The sequence below is a fragment of the Dyadobacter tibetensis Y620-1 genome (assembly GCF_000566685.1).
GTDB lineage: Bacteria > Bacteroidota > Bacteroidia > Cytophagales > Spirosomataceae > Dyadobacter > Dyadobacter tibetensis.
The window spans coordinates 413,906-430,104 of sequence record NZ_AZQN01000004.1; the positions used below are offsets into that span (position 1 = coordinate 413,906).

General features: G+C 42.7%; 15 protein-coding genes. 7 read left to right on the forward strand and 8 right to left on the reverse strand.

The window, feature by feature from the left end; all coding sequences use genetic code 11:
* Positions 1 to 734 precede the first annotated feature (734 nt).
* Complete coding sequence (locus X939_RS0113655) at positions 735 to 1,031, forward strand: P-loop NTPase family protein (protein ID WP_025763839.1); 297 nt, start codon at positions 735 to 737, stop codon at positions 1,029 to 1,031.
* Between the two features lie 175 nt (positions 1,032 to 1,206).
* On the opposite strand, the gene X939_RS0113660 is transcribed toward X939_RS0113655, so the two are convergent.
* Genes X939_RS0113660 through X939_RS0113675 form a run of 4 tightly spaced genes read right to left on the reverse strand, consistent with a single transcriptional unit; the run spans position 1,207 to position 4,200 of the window.
* On the reverse strand, positions 1,207 to 1,827 hold the full coding sequence (locus X939_RS0113660; protein WP_025763840.1) for an ABC transporter ATP-binding protein: 621 nt from the start codon (positions 1,825 to 1,827) through the stop codon (positions 1,207 to 1,209).
* A gap of 26 nt (positions 1,828 to 1,853) precedes the next feature.
* Positions 1,854 to 2,750, reverse strand: coding sequence for a class A beta-lactamase, subclass A2 (gene bla, locus X939_RS0113665; RefSeq protein ID WP_198034415.1), 897 nt, complete (start codon positions 2,748 to 2,750; stop codon positions 1,854 to 1,856).
* A gap of 29 nt (positions 2,751 to 2,779) precedes the next feature.
* Complete coding sequence (locus X939_RS0113670) at positions 2,780 to 3,970, reverse strand: hemolysin family protein (protein ID WP_025763842.1); 1,191 nt, start codon at positions 3,968 to 3,970, stop codon at positions 2,780 to 2,782.
* Entirely contained in the window at positions 3,967 to 4,200 is a 234-nt protein-coding gene (locus X939_RS0113675; RefSeq protein WP_025763843.1) for a hypothetical protein, read from the reverse strand. Before X939_RS0113675 ends, X939_RS0113670 begins: the two co-directional genes overlap by 4 nt.
* A gap of 257 nt (positions 4,201 to 4,457) precedes the next feature.
* On the opposite strand from X939_RS0113675, the gene fbaA reads away from it, so the two are divergent.
* Both fbaA and X939_RS0113685 read left to right on the forward strand, forming a co-directional pair.
* Positions 4,458 to 5,537, forward strand: a complete 1,080-nt coding sequence (gene fbaA / locus X939_RS0113680; RefSeq protein WP_025763844.1) for a class II fructose-bisphosphate aldolase — start codon at positions 4,458 to 4,460, stop codon at positions 5,535 to 5,537.
* Between the two features lie 183 nt (positions 5,538 to 5,720).
* Entirely contained in the window at positions 5,721 to 7,577 is a 1,857-nt protein-coding gene (locus X939_RS0113685) for a M1 family metallopeptidase (RefSeq protein WP_025763845.1), read from the forward strand.
* Positions 7,578 to 7,646: 69 nt separating this feature from the next.
* On the opposite strand, the gene X939_RS0113690 is transcribed toward X939_RS0113685, so the two are convergent.
* Complete coding sequence (locus X939_RS0113690) at positions 7,647 to 10,160, reverse strand: DUF5686 and carboxypeptidase regulatory-like domain-containing protein (protein WP_025763846.1); 2,514 nt, start codon at positions 10,158 to 10,160, stop codon at positions 7,647 to 7,649.
* A 215-nt stretch (positions 10,161 to 10,375) separates the two neighbouring features.
* Entirely contained in the window at positions 10,376 to 11,083 is a 708-nt protein-coding gene (locus X939_RS0113695) for a DsbA family oxidoreductase (protein ID WP_025763847.1), read from the reverse strand.
* Positions 11,084 to 11,845: 762 nt separating this feature from the next.
* Here X939_RS0113695 and X939_RS24170 point away from each other — a divergent pair.
* From X939_RS24170 to X939_RS23340, 3 genes are all read left to right on the forward strand, one after another.
* Positions 11,846 to 12,010, forward strand: a complete 165-nt coding sequence (locus tag X939_RS24170; protein WP_510185983.1) for a T9SS type A sorting domain-containing protein — start codon at positions 11,846 to 11,848, stop codon at positions 12,008 to 12,010.
* A gap of 499 nt (positions 12,011 to 12,509) precedes the next feature.
* Positions 12,510 to 12,872: a winged helix-turn-helix transcriptional regulator gene (locus tag X939_RS0113705; protein ID WP_025763848.1), complete on the forward strand. Its 363-nt coding sequence runs from the start codon at positions 12,510 to 12,512 to the stop codon at positions 12,870 to 12,872.
* 221 nt (positions 12,873 to 13,093) lie between these two features.
* Positions 13,094 to 13,258, forward strand: coding sequence for a DUF1328 domain-containing protein (locus X939_RS23340; RefSeq protein ID WP_025763849.1), 165 nt, complete (start codon positions 13,094 to 13,096; stop codon positions 13,256 to 13,258).
* A 105-nt stretch (positions 13,259 to 13,363) separates the two neighbouring features.
* Here the strand turns inward: X939_RS23340 and guaA are convergent, their stop codons facing one another.
* On the reverse strand, positions 13,364 to 14,893 hold the full coding sequence (gene guaA / locus X939_RS0113715) for a glutamine-hydrolyzing GMP synthase (protein WP_025763850.1): 1,530 nt from the start codon (positions 14,891 to 14,893) through the stop codon (positions 13,364 to 13,366).
* Between the two features lie 190 nt (positions 14,894 to 15,083).
* On the opposite strand from guaA, the gene X939_RS0113720 reads away from it, so the two are divergent.
* Entirely contained in the window at positions 15,084 to 15,275 is a 192-nt protein-coding gene (locus X939_RS0113720; protein ID WP_025763851.1) for a cold-shock protein, read from the forward strand.
* Positions 15,276 to 15,372: 97 nt separating this feature from the next.
* Here X939_RS0113720 and X939_RS0113725 read toward each other — a convergent pair whose 3' ends face one another.
* The gene (locus X939_RS0113725; protein ID WP_025763852.1) at positions 15,373 to 16,107 is read right to left on the reverse strand and encodes an SIMPL domain-containing protein; all 735 of its coding nucleotides are present in this window, start codon (positions 16,105 to 16,107) and stop codon (positions 15,373 to 15,375) included.
* Between the last annotated feature and the right edge of the window lie 92 nt (positions 16,108 to 16,199).

Genomic DNA, 16,199 nt, shown 5'->3' on the forward strand with positions numbered 1-16,199 from the left:
TTGCCTTTCAATCGCATTTTCATTGTCCCCAAGAAAGTACTTGAGTGGAAAATTCTGCTTCTATTGCTTGAAAAGCAGTTCCATTTACCTTCTTTTTTTATTAATAAGCGCGATTCTTCCGGCTGACAACTCAAAATTATTACTCAGAAATATAAGTAAGCGCTCATTTTGAGTATTCCACTATGCTATTCGCCGGCAACGATGCTCTTTGTCCTTTCTATTGCCATATTTAAGCACACTTTGTTCATCCTTTAAGATGCCCGAATTCGTGCCCTCTGCAAGATCAAATTCCTTTTGAGCAAGGTAATTCGTATTATCTTTTTGGCGGTCACTTACCACATAGATTCATCTATAACGGTCAGATTACGAGCATAAACTAGACACCCTTTATCAAAGGTAATAATGGAGCCTGGAGCCAAACTCTGGACTTCATCTAAGAATAAATTGTCGTGGCTTGCGACTGCGCTGAAACGAGCCAAATAGGATAAGCCCAGATGTGAAAACTAATGGGCATTGGCCAATAGGCCAAAAATAGCTTATTGAATGAAGTAATACCCTTCAAAGGCAACGAAAAGCATCACAACTAGGTAGTTATCTACTTTTTTCGCAGTCGAACGATGGTAAAAACAGTATCCCATACCATTCCCTAGCCCTAATCGTGGGAATAATAGCTAAATCTGCGTTTTAATCGGCTGTAAGCATTTTCAAGCTTACTGTCCACCATAGAGGCAGCCATGTTCCATGCAAATAAGGACCAATGGCTGGCCGATTTTAAATTCACGGATAACCATAACCATCTGGATACCTATTCCACAGGAATGAAAAAGATTGTTGGTTTCCTCTCTGCTTTTGTAAACGATCCCGCTTACGTTATTTTGAACGAACCCTTTGAAGGGGTAGATGAGGACAATACTGGCCTGATGCTTCAAATTATCAGGAGCTACCATGCTACCGGAACCACATTTTTAATTTCTACACATCGACCTGATTTGCTTCAGTCCGTGACCAGTGAGCGGATTGTTTTGGGGTAAAAATCGTTGCAAAGAAAGGGTTCTTAATAATAGATTCAGTTTTAGATAACCAAGAAATCACTGAACCTTACTTTACAACCATCTAGAATCAAAAAAAACTAGGTACGCTTTTTATTAGGGAGTCGATCGGCGCAGACAAGAAAAACATCACTACAAAGTCTCAAATCGGCTTCTCCTACTTAAACTCCCCCACAGAAATGATATTCTTGCAGAATTCGTATTCCTGGAGGACGTTAGAACCTAAAATCAGGATCTGATGAGCGGAAAGCCCTTGGACATGGCGAAGATACCAGTCGATACCCTGCACGTCGAGGTTACTTGTTGGCTCGTCGAGGAAAACCACGGGAACATCCGACATAAAGGCCAGACCCAGCTTCACCCGCTGCTTCATGCCCGAAGAAAAATATCGGATGGTTTTATTACGGGCATGGGAAAGTTCTATAAAGTCTTCAAAGCCCGCAGCGGACAAATTATCCTTCATGGGTTTGAAATTGACATGAAACTCAAAAAGCTCCCGGAGCGTAAATTCTTCTATCAGCTCCAGATAAGGAGCGGCCATCACCAGTTGTTTATACCATTTGTCGATATGTATGCTGCGGTTGGCCTTATCGAAATACTGGATGGCCCCTTCGGAAACGGGAACCATGCCGGTCAAAAGTTGTATTAGTGTAGACTTACCACTGCCATTGGGCCCCACCAGGGTATAGGATTGCCCAGCCAATAGCTCAAAGCTGGCTTTACGGATGATCCATTCCCGAACAAATTTCTTCCCAATATTTTCGACGCTGATTCGCAAGACTTCTTATTCGTAAAATTCAAAAACTATTTTAATTGGCTATACTGGTCCCATACCGCCTTAGAAATTCGGGCGATTAGCCTTTCTCTTGCTGAGTCGCTGGCCTTGGAGTTGGACACAAAAATGACAAGGCCAACCGCCTTCCCATTCGGCAGTAATAGCACGCCAGCATCGTTGGTTGCCGCCGTAATGCCCTTCGCATTGGTGGCAGATCTACCCGTCTTATGCGCCACCTGGGCACCTTTGGGAAGTAACCCTTTCATACAAGCCTCGCAGGTATTTGTTTCAAACAGCACCTTTTTTAGATACTCTGTGCTGGCTGGGGATAGGATACGTCCGGCCCAGAACTTCTGAAAAAGATCCATCATGGCAACTGGTGTACTATAATTGCCAAATTGTACATCCCAACCCTTGGCCATACCAGCCTCATCAGCGACGATGGCAATTCCTTTGGACGTCATTTGAGCAACTGCTTTATTGACTTCTATGGGACCGTCCAGCAATCTAAAAAGAATATCGCAGCCATTATTATCACTTTGGGCAACCGTATACCGAATGATCTCTGCAAGGGTGAGGGTAATATTTCCATTGGGGTACCGCTCTCTAATAGGGCTCCAGGTATTTGGCAGTAGGTCAGCAGGAGTAACTTCTATGGGCATATCTAGTGACCATTCCCCTGCATCTACCCGCTGCAATACGGCCAAAGCCAAAGGAAACTTAAACACGCTTTGCATAGGGAAACGCTCCTGAGCATTGAAATATATGGATTCATTCGTTTCAAAATCCACAACCCCTACCCCTACCAAACCGTCTGATTCGTCAAGGATGGCCTTTATTTCCGTCCTTAATTGCTGCCCGCTAGCCGGAAGGTACATCCATAAGAGAGCAAAATAGATTAGAAACTTACTAAAGAAATTGTTCATAGGGAGAAATCCAGTTAAATAAGCATACATCAAGAGCCTGCCTGACCTACTGAAATTTTAATAAGTTCGATACGGGTATCCTGCATGGACACCACCTGGAAAAGATGGGGCTTTAATTCCAGCACATCGTTCACCTCCGGTAAGTCACCATAATGATCAATAAACATACCTGCCAAGGTATCATAATCTCCTTCGGGTAGTTCCCAGCCATATTTATCGTTAAGGTAATCTATTTCGTGTCTGGCACTGAAAATATAGGTATCTTCATCTACTTTTCTTTCAGTCCAGTCTTCGGTGGAGTCGTACTCATCCTGAATTTCTCCAAAAATCTGCTCTACCACGTCCTCTACACTCACCAGGCCAGAAGTACCTCCAAATTCGTCGACTACCAGGGCGATGCTTCTTCGTTCTTCCAGAAACTTTAACATCAGGTCGCGTACTGGCATAGCTTCAGGTACGATCAAAATGGGTGTAATAATACTGGCAATTTCCTTGGGTTTCTTAAAAAGTGCCAAGGCATGGCAATAACCCAAAATATTATCCACCGAATCGCGGTAGATAATTATTTTTGAGTGGCCGCTAGACAAGAAAGCCTTTCGCAAGTCCTCTATGGAGGCTGTCACGTTCAAAGCTGAGATTTCTGTTCTTGGGATCATACAGTCCCGAATCCGCAGATCCTTGAAATCCAGGGCATTGATAAACATACGCTCCTCAATGCTGTGGTCTTCAAAATCGGGATCATCTGCCGACGCGGCATCGTCGCGATAAGAGGTAGAAAGTATATTGTCCTTAACAAAGGGCTCTACCAGCCAGTAAATAGGGGTAATAAACCATTCGGCAAAGCGCACTGGAAAATTTGTAAGGGCGATCATCCCTGGAAAGATCCGGGCCAGTTTGACCCATAACGTATAACCAAACAACCAGCAAACAGCCATGACCACGAAAAGAATTAACACATTGATCCAGAGGGCCAGGTGCCAATATTGATCGATCAGCGGCGACAAGCAAGCCACAGTAAAGAATACCCCCAGGGCCACCACCATCAAGCGGGCCATTCGAAGAATACGACGCCAGTAAAGGGCCTTTACCAACTCTTCCGTTTTGTCGTAGCGCATCATATAACGATCCAGAGAAAGCTCTGAAAGTATAGAACGCACAGCGCCATAGTAACCGGCAAGCAAGAAGAATCCAAAGGTAATGATTAATATAAAGGCATTCATGGGAGGTTATTTTTTCGAGGTGGAGTTTTGCCGGATTTGGTATTGGTTTCGGATTTCTGCTCTCCACTATGCTTCAGGCGGTTGTACTGAAAGCTGAGAAAAGCCACGATACTTAGTAATAGCAGCCAATAACTGGCAAACATGCCAGCTCGGCGATATTCCATAATCCAAAGTATAAAAAAACCGATACCTGCAGCCAGAAGGATGGTGCGAATTAATTTCTGTGACATGAACTGAACTTCCTATGTTGAAACCAAGGCATTTGCTGTTTATTAAGGCCAGGCTTGTGATTATAAAAACAAGATGCCAAATATACACATTACAAATTAGGGGATTATAATTATTGCTGAGCTAGTTTTGATACGATAATAAAGCCCGCCAAGCCTTCACCTTTTCCTTAAAATAACTAACTTGCAAGCATTGTCATTATTCCAGCCCTTTAGATGTGAATTATGCAATTATTTCCTGAAATTTACAATATTTTACTATGAGCGAAACAACAAAACGCTTTGCACCAGGTGTAGTTACCGGTGACGGAGTTAGCGAAATTTTCCGCCATGCCAACGTTAATAACTACGCGCTTCCAGCCGTAAACGTGGTAGGTACCAATTCTGTAAATGCCGTTCTTGAAACAGCAAAAGCGGTAAACAGCCCAGTGATCATTCAATTCTCCAATGGAGGAGCAATATTTTTTGCTGGCAAGAGCCTGTCCAACGCCGATCAGAAAGCCGCTATCGCCGGAGGTATCTCGGGAGCTCAGCACGTTCATCAGATGGCAGCCTTATATGGTGTTCCTGTGATCTTGCATACAGACCATTGTGCCAAGAAATTACTTCCCTGGATCGATGGTCTTCTGGATGCCGGTGAAAAGCACTTTGATCAGTTTGGCGTTCCGCTTTATAGCTCTCATATGCTAGACCTTTCCGAGGAGCCTATTGAAGAGAACATCGAAATCTGTAGCAAATACTTCGAGCGTATGGCCAAAATGGGCATGACTATAGAAATCGAATTAGGTGTAACTGGTGGAGAAGAAGATGGTGTGGACAACACAGGCATCGACAGCTCTAAAATGTATACACAACCTGAAGAGGTAGCTTACGCTTACGAAGAACTAAGCAAAATATCACCTAATTTTACCATTGCAGCTGCATTTGGTAATGTTCACGGTGTATACAAGCCTGGTAACGTAAAGCTTGAGCCGAAAATTCTTTTGAACTCACAAGCTCATATTAAGGAGAAATTTGGCACTGGCGAACTTCCTGTAAACTTCGTATTTCACGGTGGATCAGGCTCTTCACGTGAAGAAATCCGCGAGGCTATCCAGTACGGTGCCATCAAAATGAATATCGATACCGATATGCAATGGTCTACATGGGAAGGCATTCTTAAATATTACAAGGAAAAAGAAGGATATCTTCAGACTCAATTGGGTAACCCTGATGGAGCCGATGTACCCAATAAAAAATTCTATGACCCTCGGGTTTGGCTAAGAAAGGGCGAAGAGAGCATGGCTGAACGACTTAAGTTGGCTTTCGAAGATTTGAACTGCATCAACCAATTGGGTTAAAATGCGTCAGGAGGCAAAATCAGCCCCCTAATAGTCATATTGATTATATCCCAGCAATCTTCATTGCTGGGATATTTTCTTTACTGAGCGAATCCCTTGCCCATAGAACGCTCTGCCTGATATGTTCACCAGAAATGAAAGGATTCTGACCTAATTAATACACTTATATCATTGACCAAATTAATGAAACAAACGTTTTTACTTTGCCTGATGGCCCTAGTTGCGGCTTCAAGCATGGCTCAGAGTGATCGCTGGCAGCAGCGTGCCAAGTACGAAATGAAGGTAGACTTCGACGCTGCCAAACATCAGTATAAGGGGACCCAAAAACTGACCTACACCAATAATTCACCCGATACGCTTACGAAAGTATTCTATCATCTTTATTTAAACGCCTTTCAGCCTGGTAGCCTGATGGACGTTCGCTCACGCACTATTGCAGACCCGGATCCCAGGGTAAAAGATCGCATTTCTAAGCTCTCTCCCCAGGAGATTGGCTATGAACGCATAGGTTCTTTAAAGCAAAACGGCAAACCCCTAAAGTATCATGTTCAGGGTACTATTCTGGAAGTGACCCTCAATGAGCCGATTCTCCCGAAGACTAAACATGTTTTTGACATGGAGTTTGAGGCACAGGTACCCGTACAAATTCGACGTACTGGACGTGATAACAAAGAAGGCATTGAATATTCTATGGCTCAATGGTATCCTAAAATGTCAGAATATGACTACGAAGGATGGCATGCAAATCCATATATAGGCCGCGAATTCCATGGGATATGGGGAGATTTTGATGTGAAAATAAATATTGATGCTGCCTATGTTCTTGCCGGAACAGGATACTTACAAAATCCTGATCAGATAGGTCACGGGTATTCCAAAAAAGCGGTAAAGCATAAGGTGGGTGATCGCCTCACCTGGCACTTCGTAGCTCCTGACGTTCATGATTTCGTGTGGGCGGCCCACAAAAACTATAAACATGACATCATGAAGGTTGATGATAACTTAGACCTCCATTTCTTCTATCAGTCGGATAGCTTGGCGGCTGTCTGGAAACAAATGGAGCCTCTTGCTGTTAAAGCCTTCAAAATTATGAACGAAACATTCGGTCGCTACCCCTATAAGCAGTATTCCATCATTCAGGGTGGCGACGGAGGAATGGAGTATCCAATGGCCACGCTCATCACAGGTCGTCAGACTCTTCCGGGACTGATAAGTGTCACCGTTCATGAGTTAATTCACAGTTGGTTCCAGGGTCTCTTGGGCACCAATGAATCTAAATATTCCTGGATGGACGAGGGCTTTACTTCATTCGCACAAAATATTGTAATGTCCGAATTATTTCCGTCTAAAAATGATCCTCAGGGCCGTAGTACCCAAGGTTATATCAATCTGGTGAAATCTGGTGATGAAGAACCTCTCACCACTCATGCCGACCATTATCATACCAATCGGGCCTATAGCGTGGCTAGCTATTCCAAGGGAGCCGTATTCTTAAATCAGCTAAGCTATATTATGGGTGAGGCCGACTTTATGAAGGGTATGAAGCGATATTTCAATGAATGGGCTTTCAAGCATCCTAATCCAACAGATCTTAAACGGATTATGGAGAAGGTTTCAGGGCTTGAGCTGGACTGGTATTGGGAAGATTTTGTTGGTACCACCCGTTTCATTGACTATGGTATCAAAGAGGTTGTTTCGGAGGGAAATAATACGCAGGTAGTACTCGAACGTATTGGCCTAATGCCTATGCCTCTGGATGTTGTGGTTAACTATAAGGATGGAAGCCAGGAGTGCTTCTACATACCTTTGGAAACCATGCGTGGTGAGAAGAAGGAGAATCGCTATACCAAAACCAGTCAGCTCAGCGACTGGGGATGGACCTATCCGGAATATGGCTTTGCCATATCGAAACCCTTCGATCAAATTATCCGGATCGAAATCGATCCCAGCAAACGGATGGCCGATATCAATCCAGAAAATAATGTGTATCCATCATTGCCCAAATCTACTCCGCGATTACAGGGCGATTTGGTAAAATAAGTTATATTAATAAAAAAATGACAGCTAGGATGAATTTCCAGGCTGTCATTTTTTTTATTATTTCATCTACTATCGCCGCCCCTTCCCTACCTGTATGGAAGTACCCACTCTGAAGCCCAGGCCTTGGAAACGCGCGCCATGGAATTGCCCAATCACCTCAATACGGGCGATCCTCAATACCTCATCGAGTCCATAACCCAGTTCCAGATAATTACCCATTGACGGCACCTTAAGAGCATGTAGCTGCAACGTTTCTTTCACACCCGTAAGCCTTACAGCCTCTAAGCGAGTCAGCATAAACCGCTGAAAGGTCCAGTACGCATGCGCCTGCGCAAACCATGAATTGGTACTATATCGATAATATGGTAGCATTCGAAAATTATTTAAGGGATCGCCAATTTGAAGAAAGAATTCATTCCCCATGAAATGCTTATAATCTGGAAAATACAAGGTTGATTTTCTTGTGAAGCCCCCTCCAGATACAGCATATTTCAGATTACTGCGAGGGCCTAACCTTGCGCTGTGCGTAACACCCGCTTCTAAAAAAGTATAGGACACATCTCCTAAACCACTAAAGGCTTGCTTATATTGCGCATTGAATACAGGACCCCTATTGGGCAAATAACGTTTCTGCCCATTACGGACAATATATTTTGCCCATGGCTTCAGAGTAGCCCTCAGAGATAACATAACTGCCCGATGCTCAGGAAAAGCTGTAGAGGAAATTTCATCATTGAGTGGTCGGTTGGGGGTATAACCATACCGATCCCATCTTATCCAAGATGCGGCACTTTCCAGATTATATAGCTCTTTTCTTGATTGCAATTCTAAGGAGCCGTACAGATCAAGGATGTCGCCCATATTGCGAAGAAAAAAATCGGTTTTAACAAATTGATTCTGGTATAACTTCACTAAATTTCTGTCAAAAAATCTGGATGCAACACTATTGGGAAAGGGCTCCACTGGATTCTCCTCATTGAGCTGTGATGCGAGTTCTCCACCCACCAGACTAAAATCCCAATTCCTATTGCCAGTTCTTAGTAGCAAAGTTCCGTAGAGTCGCTTGCGACCGATTGAATAGCGTAGATATGGGCTGGCTAGCAGATATCTGGATATGCCCCACTCCTTACGCCATTCAGTAAGAAAATTCAGAGCCGCTCCTTCCACTGAATTATAGTTCAGACTTACCACCGGACTTTCCAAGTAATTTCTGTTCCCCAAAGCATATGAATTGCCCAGTATGAGGTGTTGGAGTTTGAAATGTGTGGAATCAGGCTTTTTTACCTCATTTCTTACCTCCTTTACTAATTTGATACTATCCTGAATGGCATAGCTCTTTACTTCCAAAGGAGTCAATGGTACCGGCCTAAGCTCGGCCCAATAGGTCGTATCACGCTTATTGGCCATCGAGTCTATGGCAATCGAATCGCTTCGCACCATCCGCTTGCTCAGGCCGGGATTTTCCTTTATTTTCTCTTTGGCATATTCCTTACTAAGTTTGCGGAATGCTTTGGATGAAAATTGTTTTTGTTGTTTAATAAGATCTTCTAAATTTTTCTTTCCCGATAATTTGGGTTGTACAACCCTATCATTAATAATTACCTCTTCCTGCAGATTGGGATCCACGTCTAACTGGCTATAATTGACAGATACCAGATATTTAAACTGACCAGAGAATCCCAGATAGCCGCCCTGTAATTTAAATTGCTGATTAACAGGGAGCCAGACCCGTTTTACAGGACTAAAGATCTGCTTTGCTGCAATATCTAATCCACTCGTCGTCGTTTGTAGATCATAGCTATGAATAGCCCATAAGCCCTCAATGATATAGATGCTACCTTTGAAAACACCCTCTCCATACGCCTTCGGAATTACCTTGATTTTATTAATAATATGACCTTGGTCTTCGAAATAACCTTCATAGGAAAATCGATAATAGCTGAATGCTTGAGGGGAAAGTGGGGTGATTGCCCCTGCAACGCGCGGACTATATATGCTGGCCATAATGAACTCGTTTGGCGAAGGAAAGCTATTGTCCAGACTATTACGTGTAGACACTATCTTCTGCTTATAAGAATTAGGTCTTCTATACTTGACCTCCGCTACGCTTTCATTTAAAAATGCCTTTCCTTCTTCTATGCCCTCTTTTTTCAATCGTTTCTGTAAAAGAGTAGGTATCCCGGTTGCGACTGCGGAGGCTCGGGAGTATACCTTGGCAGTATAGCTCCGCACCTGGAGCTGATGGAATTTGGCCTTAGCAATCGTTTTGCGCATAATAGTAGTAGCCGGATCCTCTTTAAGATCACCAATCACTGCCTCCGAAAGATTAAGAGCCTGTACTTCCATGCTCACATTCTGCTCCTGAAAGTCGCCATCTACGATTACAGCCAACTCTTTAGTTTTAAAACCTAAATATTGGAAAACGAGTACATAATTTCCCGGCGCTAGCGCAAAAGCATACACACCTTCCTCGTTGGCCATGGTACCTTGCGATGTCCCTTTTACCGTAATTCCGGCGTAGGGCAAACTTTCCCCTTCCATAGTAGCCACTCGTCCCTTCACCCCTCCGGCGTAGGTAAGCATGGAAAAACATGTAAATAGGAGGAAAAGCAGATAACGAACCATACACAGGAATCAAATAAATACGAGAATTCACAAAACTAAGGTTAAAACTAGCAAACTAACATAGCTTTTGAATAGTCTTAAACATAAATAAAGCCATGCCGACAATTTTAATAGTCAGCATGGCCATAACTTTTCCCGCCGATCAGGCGTTTGGTATTCAGAATCATTGTCCTTTAATCACATACCCCGTCTGGCGAACAGCCAGGGCCATCGGCTAAGGAAGTGATTTTGACTCGATTATTTTCTGCCCACTGTCCGAAGGCCTGATGCAGAGCCCCTACAAATGTTTCGGGTTGTTGTGCTCCAGAAACCGCAAACTTACGATCTAGCACAAAAAAAGGGACCCCCCTGGCACCTACCTGATGCGCTTCGTAAGCATCCATTCGTACGGCCTCAGCAAAGTCATCGCTCTCCAGAACTGCCCTAACGGCCTCAGACTCCAGGCCGACATTCGCCCCGAGAGACACCAGGGTTTCAAGATCTCCTGTATTTTTTCCGTCTGTAAAATAGGCTTTAAAAAGCTGCTCTTCGGCTTCGTCACCCTTTCCCATTGTTTTTGCATATTGAACGAATCGATGAGCGTCAAAAGAGCTGGCCACAACAGCCTTATCCATATGGTATTCTAGCCCCACTTCAGCTGCAATTCCGGTAACATGATCACTGACCTCAGCAGCGTATTCGGGGGACCAGCCTTTCACTTCTGCCAGATAATCATTGATGCTGCGTCCAGGCTCCGTTTTCATAGCTGGATTTAGCTGGAAACTTTTCCACTCAATTTCAACCAGGTCCTTATGCTCAAAGTCCTTTAATGCCTTTTCAAATTTTCTTTTGCCTATATAACAAAAGGGACACATTACGTCACTCCATATTTCTACTTTCATTTTTTCCATAACCAATTCTATTTTGACAGACCCTATCTTTCTATAAATAAACAGTGTTTTTAACTTCTAGGATATCGCAACCCAATTCTTGACAGGTCCGCAGTAGGAATAGCGGGTCGTCTTGCAATTACAGATCGAGAACATCAAATGATTGACTTTTTTCGCGGAGTTGGTGCACCAAACGTAGGTAATAGTATAAGAAGGGTCTCTCCAATTAACCCTCCTGGTATAATATATCATAATTCATTTAACACTTATTTTGGTAACATAGCCTCTTATACAGTTTTTAAAAATAAAAGATATGAAAAGGATACCTACTTCTACAATTAGGAATAAATATTACAGTCTTATTGTCTTAATTTTTTCGTGCCAAACTTTACTGGCTCAAATAGTTTTCACTCATGCTGATGCTGGAAATCGCATTTAAAGAAAACAAAATGCCCCACTTCCCATAACTCTGATCAGCCTCACCGCTACCAAAGTATCCGGAGAAGCTGAAGGATCCATTGCGTTATTAAACTGTCAAAGGTCATCCGAAACCAACTCAACTCGGACGGTTTCGTCATCGAGCGTAGCCAAGATGGAAATAAATGAATCAATATCGGGAATGTAACAGCTAACGAGGATAAGAAATTCAACTCTTCCTACTCATTCCCAGATAAAAGCCCGATGGATGGAGATAACCTGTACCGGCTAAAAATGATCGACCGAGATGGCTCATTCTCATTCAGTCGGATACAAAGCGTGTAATTTGATGCTCAGATCACCTTTTATCCTGACCCGGTTAAAGACATGCTAAAAATAAAGGGCGCTACCGCCGGAAAGGTTCAGTTAATCAATAATGCAGGCAAAGTGGTATACAGTTCTGACAATAAACCAAGCGAAGGGTTTGAATGGGCAATCTATCCGCTGCTATTTACCCGATAAGAGTTACACATAAAGATGGCTGGTATACGATCGGGAAGGCCGTAAAACAGTAAGGCGGATATTTTTTACAAACTTATTGTAGACATCAGCGACAACATCACTGCGGAGATCGAAGTCAACGAGCATGTATACTTTATCATCAAATGCTCTAATTTCAGGAAGGAAGAACAATTAGAACACTTGCATATATTCGAAATCCAAGACGAGTAAGCCATCAGGGTCATCACTGAAATCATTTAGGGTACGATACATACCTGGTTAGATAGAAACGTTAACGTATTTTCTATAACGCGCTCCCGTAACTGTAGGGTTCTCACCCGAGGGATTTCACCCGAGGGTCTTCACCCGAGGGTCATCCTTTTCAGGAAATGGCGATATCGGTTTTACATAACCATTTCTTTCATAAACCTTCTCTAATGATTAGCAGCAGAAAAATTACTATATCTTTGTAAGTACTATACCATTGGATAGTATTAGTTTAAAAGAAAGTAGCATAATTATGAAAACAGAAGAAAGGAATTTCAGCACCTGCTCCAAGCATATGTTCCCAGTACACGACGCATTGGCGGTACTCAACGGAAAGTGGAAGCTTCCCATAATCATTTCTTTAATGTTTGGCAACAAGCGGTTTTCGCAGATTGGGCGGGAAATACCTAAAATAACAGACAAGATGCTATCTAAGGAATTGAGAGACCTGGAAATGAACGAGTTAGTTAAGCGAACGGTATACGACTCTATTCCTGTAGTTGTGGAATATACCCTCACCGATTATGGTCATACCCTGGAACCAGTTATAGAAGTGTTGCGAAAATGGGGCGAAAAACATAGAGAAAGAATTATGAAGGAAGAATCTACAGAATAAGGTCTTTCGATCAGAAATGCAAAAACAGACCCTTACCGGAACAATATATAAAACACTGTTTATCAGCGCTTAAACAAAAAGAATAAAGTATACCCATCATTCAACTCTTCATAAAAAAAATGGTCATTACAAGTAATTCTTTTACAGAATACTCTGCTTGTGGCACAACTTTGGTATCTGTTATAGCCAAACTCTATGTTAAACTTTAACCTTTGTCAATTATGTTAAAATGGACCATCACTTTTTTAGTAGTAGCGATTATAGCTGGTATATTAGGTTTCGGAGGAATAGCAGCAGGAGCGGCTGGTATAGCCAAAATTTTATTCTTTGTATTTATAGTACTTTTTGTACTAAGTCTGATCAGCAAAGGCTTCGGAAGGTCTTAGAAAGAGACCGGGAATTATACACAGCACTATATAGGAAAAGGCGGGATATACCCGCCTTTTCCTATATTATTGCCTTAATTTTATTCTTTAAATCAGAATCAATTATTATTCCCATTCAATGGTAGCAGGTGGTTTCGAGGAGATATCATATACCACCCGGTTTACGCCCTTTACCTTATTAATAATATCATTAGAGACTTCAGCTAGAAAGTCGTAGGGTAGATGCGCCCAGTCAGCTGTCATTCCATCTACAGACGTAACGGCTCTTAGAGCCACTACATTTTCGTAGGTTCGCTCATCACCCATTACACCAACGCTCTGAACCGGTAATAACATGACTCCTGCCTGCCAAACTTCCTTATACAAATCCCATTTACGAAGACCGCCAATAAAAATGGCATCCACCTGCTGCAAGATATGTACCTTCTCGGCGGTAACATCACCCAATATCCTGATGGCCAAGCCAGGGCCAGGGAATGGATGACGACCTAAAATATTTTCGGAGATACCTAAAGTGCGTCCAACTGCTCTCACCTCATCTTTGAATAATGTTTTAAGCGGCTCCACTACTTTCAATTTCATAAAGTCGGGTAGGCCTCCCACATTATGGTGAGATTTGATCGTGGCAGAAGGACCTTTTACGGATACGGACTCGATCACATCGGGGTAAATTGTCCCCTGACCCAGCCACTTTACATCTTCTATTAAATGTGCTTCTTGGTCGAAAATATCTATAAATGCCTTTCCAATTGCCTTTCTCTTGGCTTCCGGGTCCGATAAGCCTGCTAGTTCCTTATAAAATAGATCTTTGGCGTCTACTCCTTTAATATTGAGCCCCATATTCTCGTAAGAATGTAGAACCTGCTCATATTCATCCTTGCGTAGTAATCCATTATCCACGAAAATACAGAATAGGTTCTTGCCTATAGCCTGATGTACGAGTACGGCAGCTACAGAGGAATCGACACCTCCAGAAAGTGCCATCACCACCCGGTCATTACCCAGCTCCATTTTAAGCTCGGCTATGGTCTGCTCGGCAAAAGACTCAGAAGTCCAGTCCTGTGCACATCCACAAATTCCTACCACGAAGTTATGCATCAACTGCTTCCCTTCGGAAGAATGAGTCACTTCCGGATGAAATTGAATACCATAGGTAAGCTCATCCTCAATTTTATAGGCGGCTACACGCACAGACTCTGTAGAAGCAATCACATGAAAATTATTAGGTGCCTGCACAATGGTATCGCCGTGAGACATCCATACATGCGAAGACGAGGACAGGCCTACTAATAATGACGAGTCATGATCGGCAATATCCAACTTAGCGCGGCCATATTCCCGGTGCTCTGAGGCCTTCACCTGTCCACCACTCATATCGGCCATCATCTGGGCTCCATAGCAGATTCCCAGCACAGGTACCTGTCCGCGGATTCCGGTCAGATCGACCCGGGGAGAATCCTGATCACGTACCGAACAGGGACTTCCGGAAAGTATTACGCCCTTGATATTTGGAGTAAGTTCAGGAAAATTATTGTAGGGGTGAATTTCACAATATACATTAAGCTCACGGACACGGCGGGCAATCAACTGGGTATACTGCGATCCGAAATCAAGTATTAATATCTGTTCTGTCATGAAAATGCTGTCTAAAACGCAAAGGTAGCTACATTTGACCGAAACCAAAAGCGTGAACGCTGCGGATAGCCAACATTATTTGAACAGTATAAACCGTTATAAAAATAATGCTTAGCGGAAAATTGAAAATTATTTGTAGTTAATTACAAATATGAGTACATTTGTTCAAATTTATAATTTAATTGATAATATGAATCAAGGAACAGTAAAATTCTTCAATGACTCTAAAGGATACGGGTTCATTAAAGACACAGAATCAGGTCAGGATTATTTTGTACACATCTCAGGACTGGTTGACGAAGTTCGCGAAAACGACGAGGTTACTTTTGACCTTCAGGAAGGCCGTAAAGGCATGAACGCCGTTAATGTTAAGCTTGCATAATCGTAACTTAATATAAATGTAATACATAAAAGGCCTCACTTCGGTGAGGCCTTTTATTTTGGCTGAATTTATCTTTTCCCTCTTAAATTCCTAAGTATTATTCCGTTTCATACTCGAGTCTTACTGTAATATTCGCAGTCTTTCGCTTGGAGGAAGTATTGAAAGACCCGCCCCAGGAAAACTCTTCTGAAGAGTTTTGAGCTACGATTTGGAATACACCCATATCCGCCTTTTTAAGGTCGCCTACCTCACTATCTGAGTTTTGAGCAATTTTTTTGGCACGCATATTGGCGTCCTTAGTGGCCTCAGCTATCATCTCAATCTTCAATTCCTTAAGTTTAGTATAGTAATATTCGGGACTGTTGGAATAGAATTCTACGCCACTGTTGATAAGCTCACTCACTTGCCGAGAAATACTCTCTACCTTATCCACTTCATGCGATTCAATTTGTACATTCTGGCTTAAGTGATACCCCGTGAATGTGGATCGTATTTTCACCCCGTTATCTCCATATACCTCATCAAACTCTTTGGCTATCTGAACGGCAGAGAATATGATCTGATCATTTTGAATCCCTTTCGAAATTAGGTACTTCCGGATATGCTCACGATCCTGATCTACCATCGCATAGGCACTTTTCAGATCCACGCTTTTTTTACTAAACGAGCCGCTCCAGACAATCAGATCTGAAACAAAATCCTTGGTACCTAGCCCTGTTACATTAATGGTATTACCTGATTTATTCCGATTCTTAAAGGCATTTGATAGAATAAGGGCGGTAACTATGATGGACAGCCCGAGGATTAGGGCGTTCAGAGGTGATTTATTCATGCTTTGTGCGGATTAAGTTTTATTAGCAACGCTTGAATCCTATGTATATTTTCTGAGAACATTAGGAATATTTCTGCAAATGAACATCCTAT

What these genes read in the sequence shown, in the direction of transcription:
- X939_RS0113655 (WP_025763839.1), top strand. Translation starts at nt 735, where the DNA reads ATGTTCCATGCAAATAAGGACCAATGGCTGGCCGATTTTAAATTCACG.
- bla (WP_198034415.1), bottom strand. Translation starts at nt 2,750, where the DNA reads ATGAACAATTTCTTTAGTAAGTTTCTAATCTATTTTGCTCTCTTATGG.
- X939_RS0113670 (WP_025763842.1), bottom strand. Translation starts at nt 3,970, where the DNA reads ATGAATGCCTTTATATTAATCATTACCTTTGGATTCTTCTTGCTTGCC.
- X939_RS0113675 (WP_025763843.1), bottom strand. Translation starts at nt 4,200, where the DNA reads ATGTCACAGAAATTAATTCGCACCATCCTTCTGGCTGCAGGTATCGGT.
- fbaA (WP_025763844.1), top strand. Translation starts at nt 4,458, where the DNA reads ATGAGCGAAACAACAAAACGCTTTGCACCAGGTGTAGTTACCGGTGAC.
- X939_RS0113685 (WP_025763845.1), top strand. Translation starts at nt 5,721, where the DNA reads ATGAAACAAACGTTTTTACTTTGCCTGATGGCCCTAGTTGCGGCTTCA.
- X939_RS0113690 (WP_025763846.1), bottom strand. Translation starts at nt 10,160, where the DNA reads ATGCTTACCTACGCCGGAGGGGTGAAGGGACGAGTGGCTACTATGGAA.
- X939_RS0113695 (WP_025763847.1), bottom strand. Translation starts at nt 11,083, where the DNA reads ATGAAAGTAGAAATATGGAGTGACGTAATGTGTCCCTTTTGTTATATA.
- X939_RS0113705 (WP_025763848.1), top strand. Translation starts at nt 12,510, where the DNA reads ATGAAAACAGAAGAAAGGAATTTCAGCACCTGCTCCAAGCATATGTTC.
- X939_RS23340 (WP_025763849.1), top strand. Translation starts at nt 13,094, where the DNA reads ATGTTAAAATGGACCATCACTTTTTTAGTAGTAGCGATTATAGCTGGT.
- guaA (WP_025763850.1), bottom strand. Translation starts at nt 14,893, where the DNA reads ATGACAGAACAGATATTAATACTTGATTTCGGATCGCAGTATACCCAG.
- X939_RS0113720 (WP_025763851.1), top strand. Translation starts at nt 15,084, where the DNA reads ATGAATCAAGGAACAGTAAAATTCTTCAATGACTCTAAAGGATACGGG.
- X939_RS0113725 (WP_025763852.1), bottom strand. Translation starts at nt 16,107, where the DNA reads ATGAATAAATCACCTCTGAACGCCCTAATCCTCGGGCTGTCCATCATA.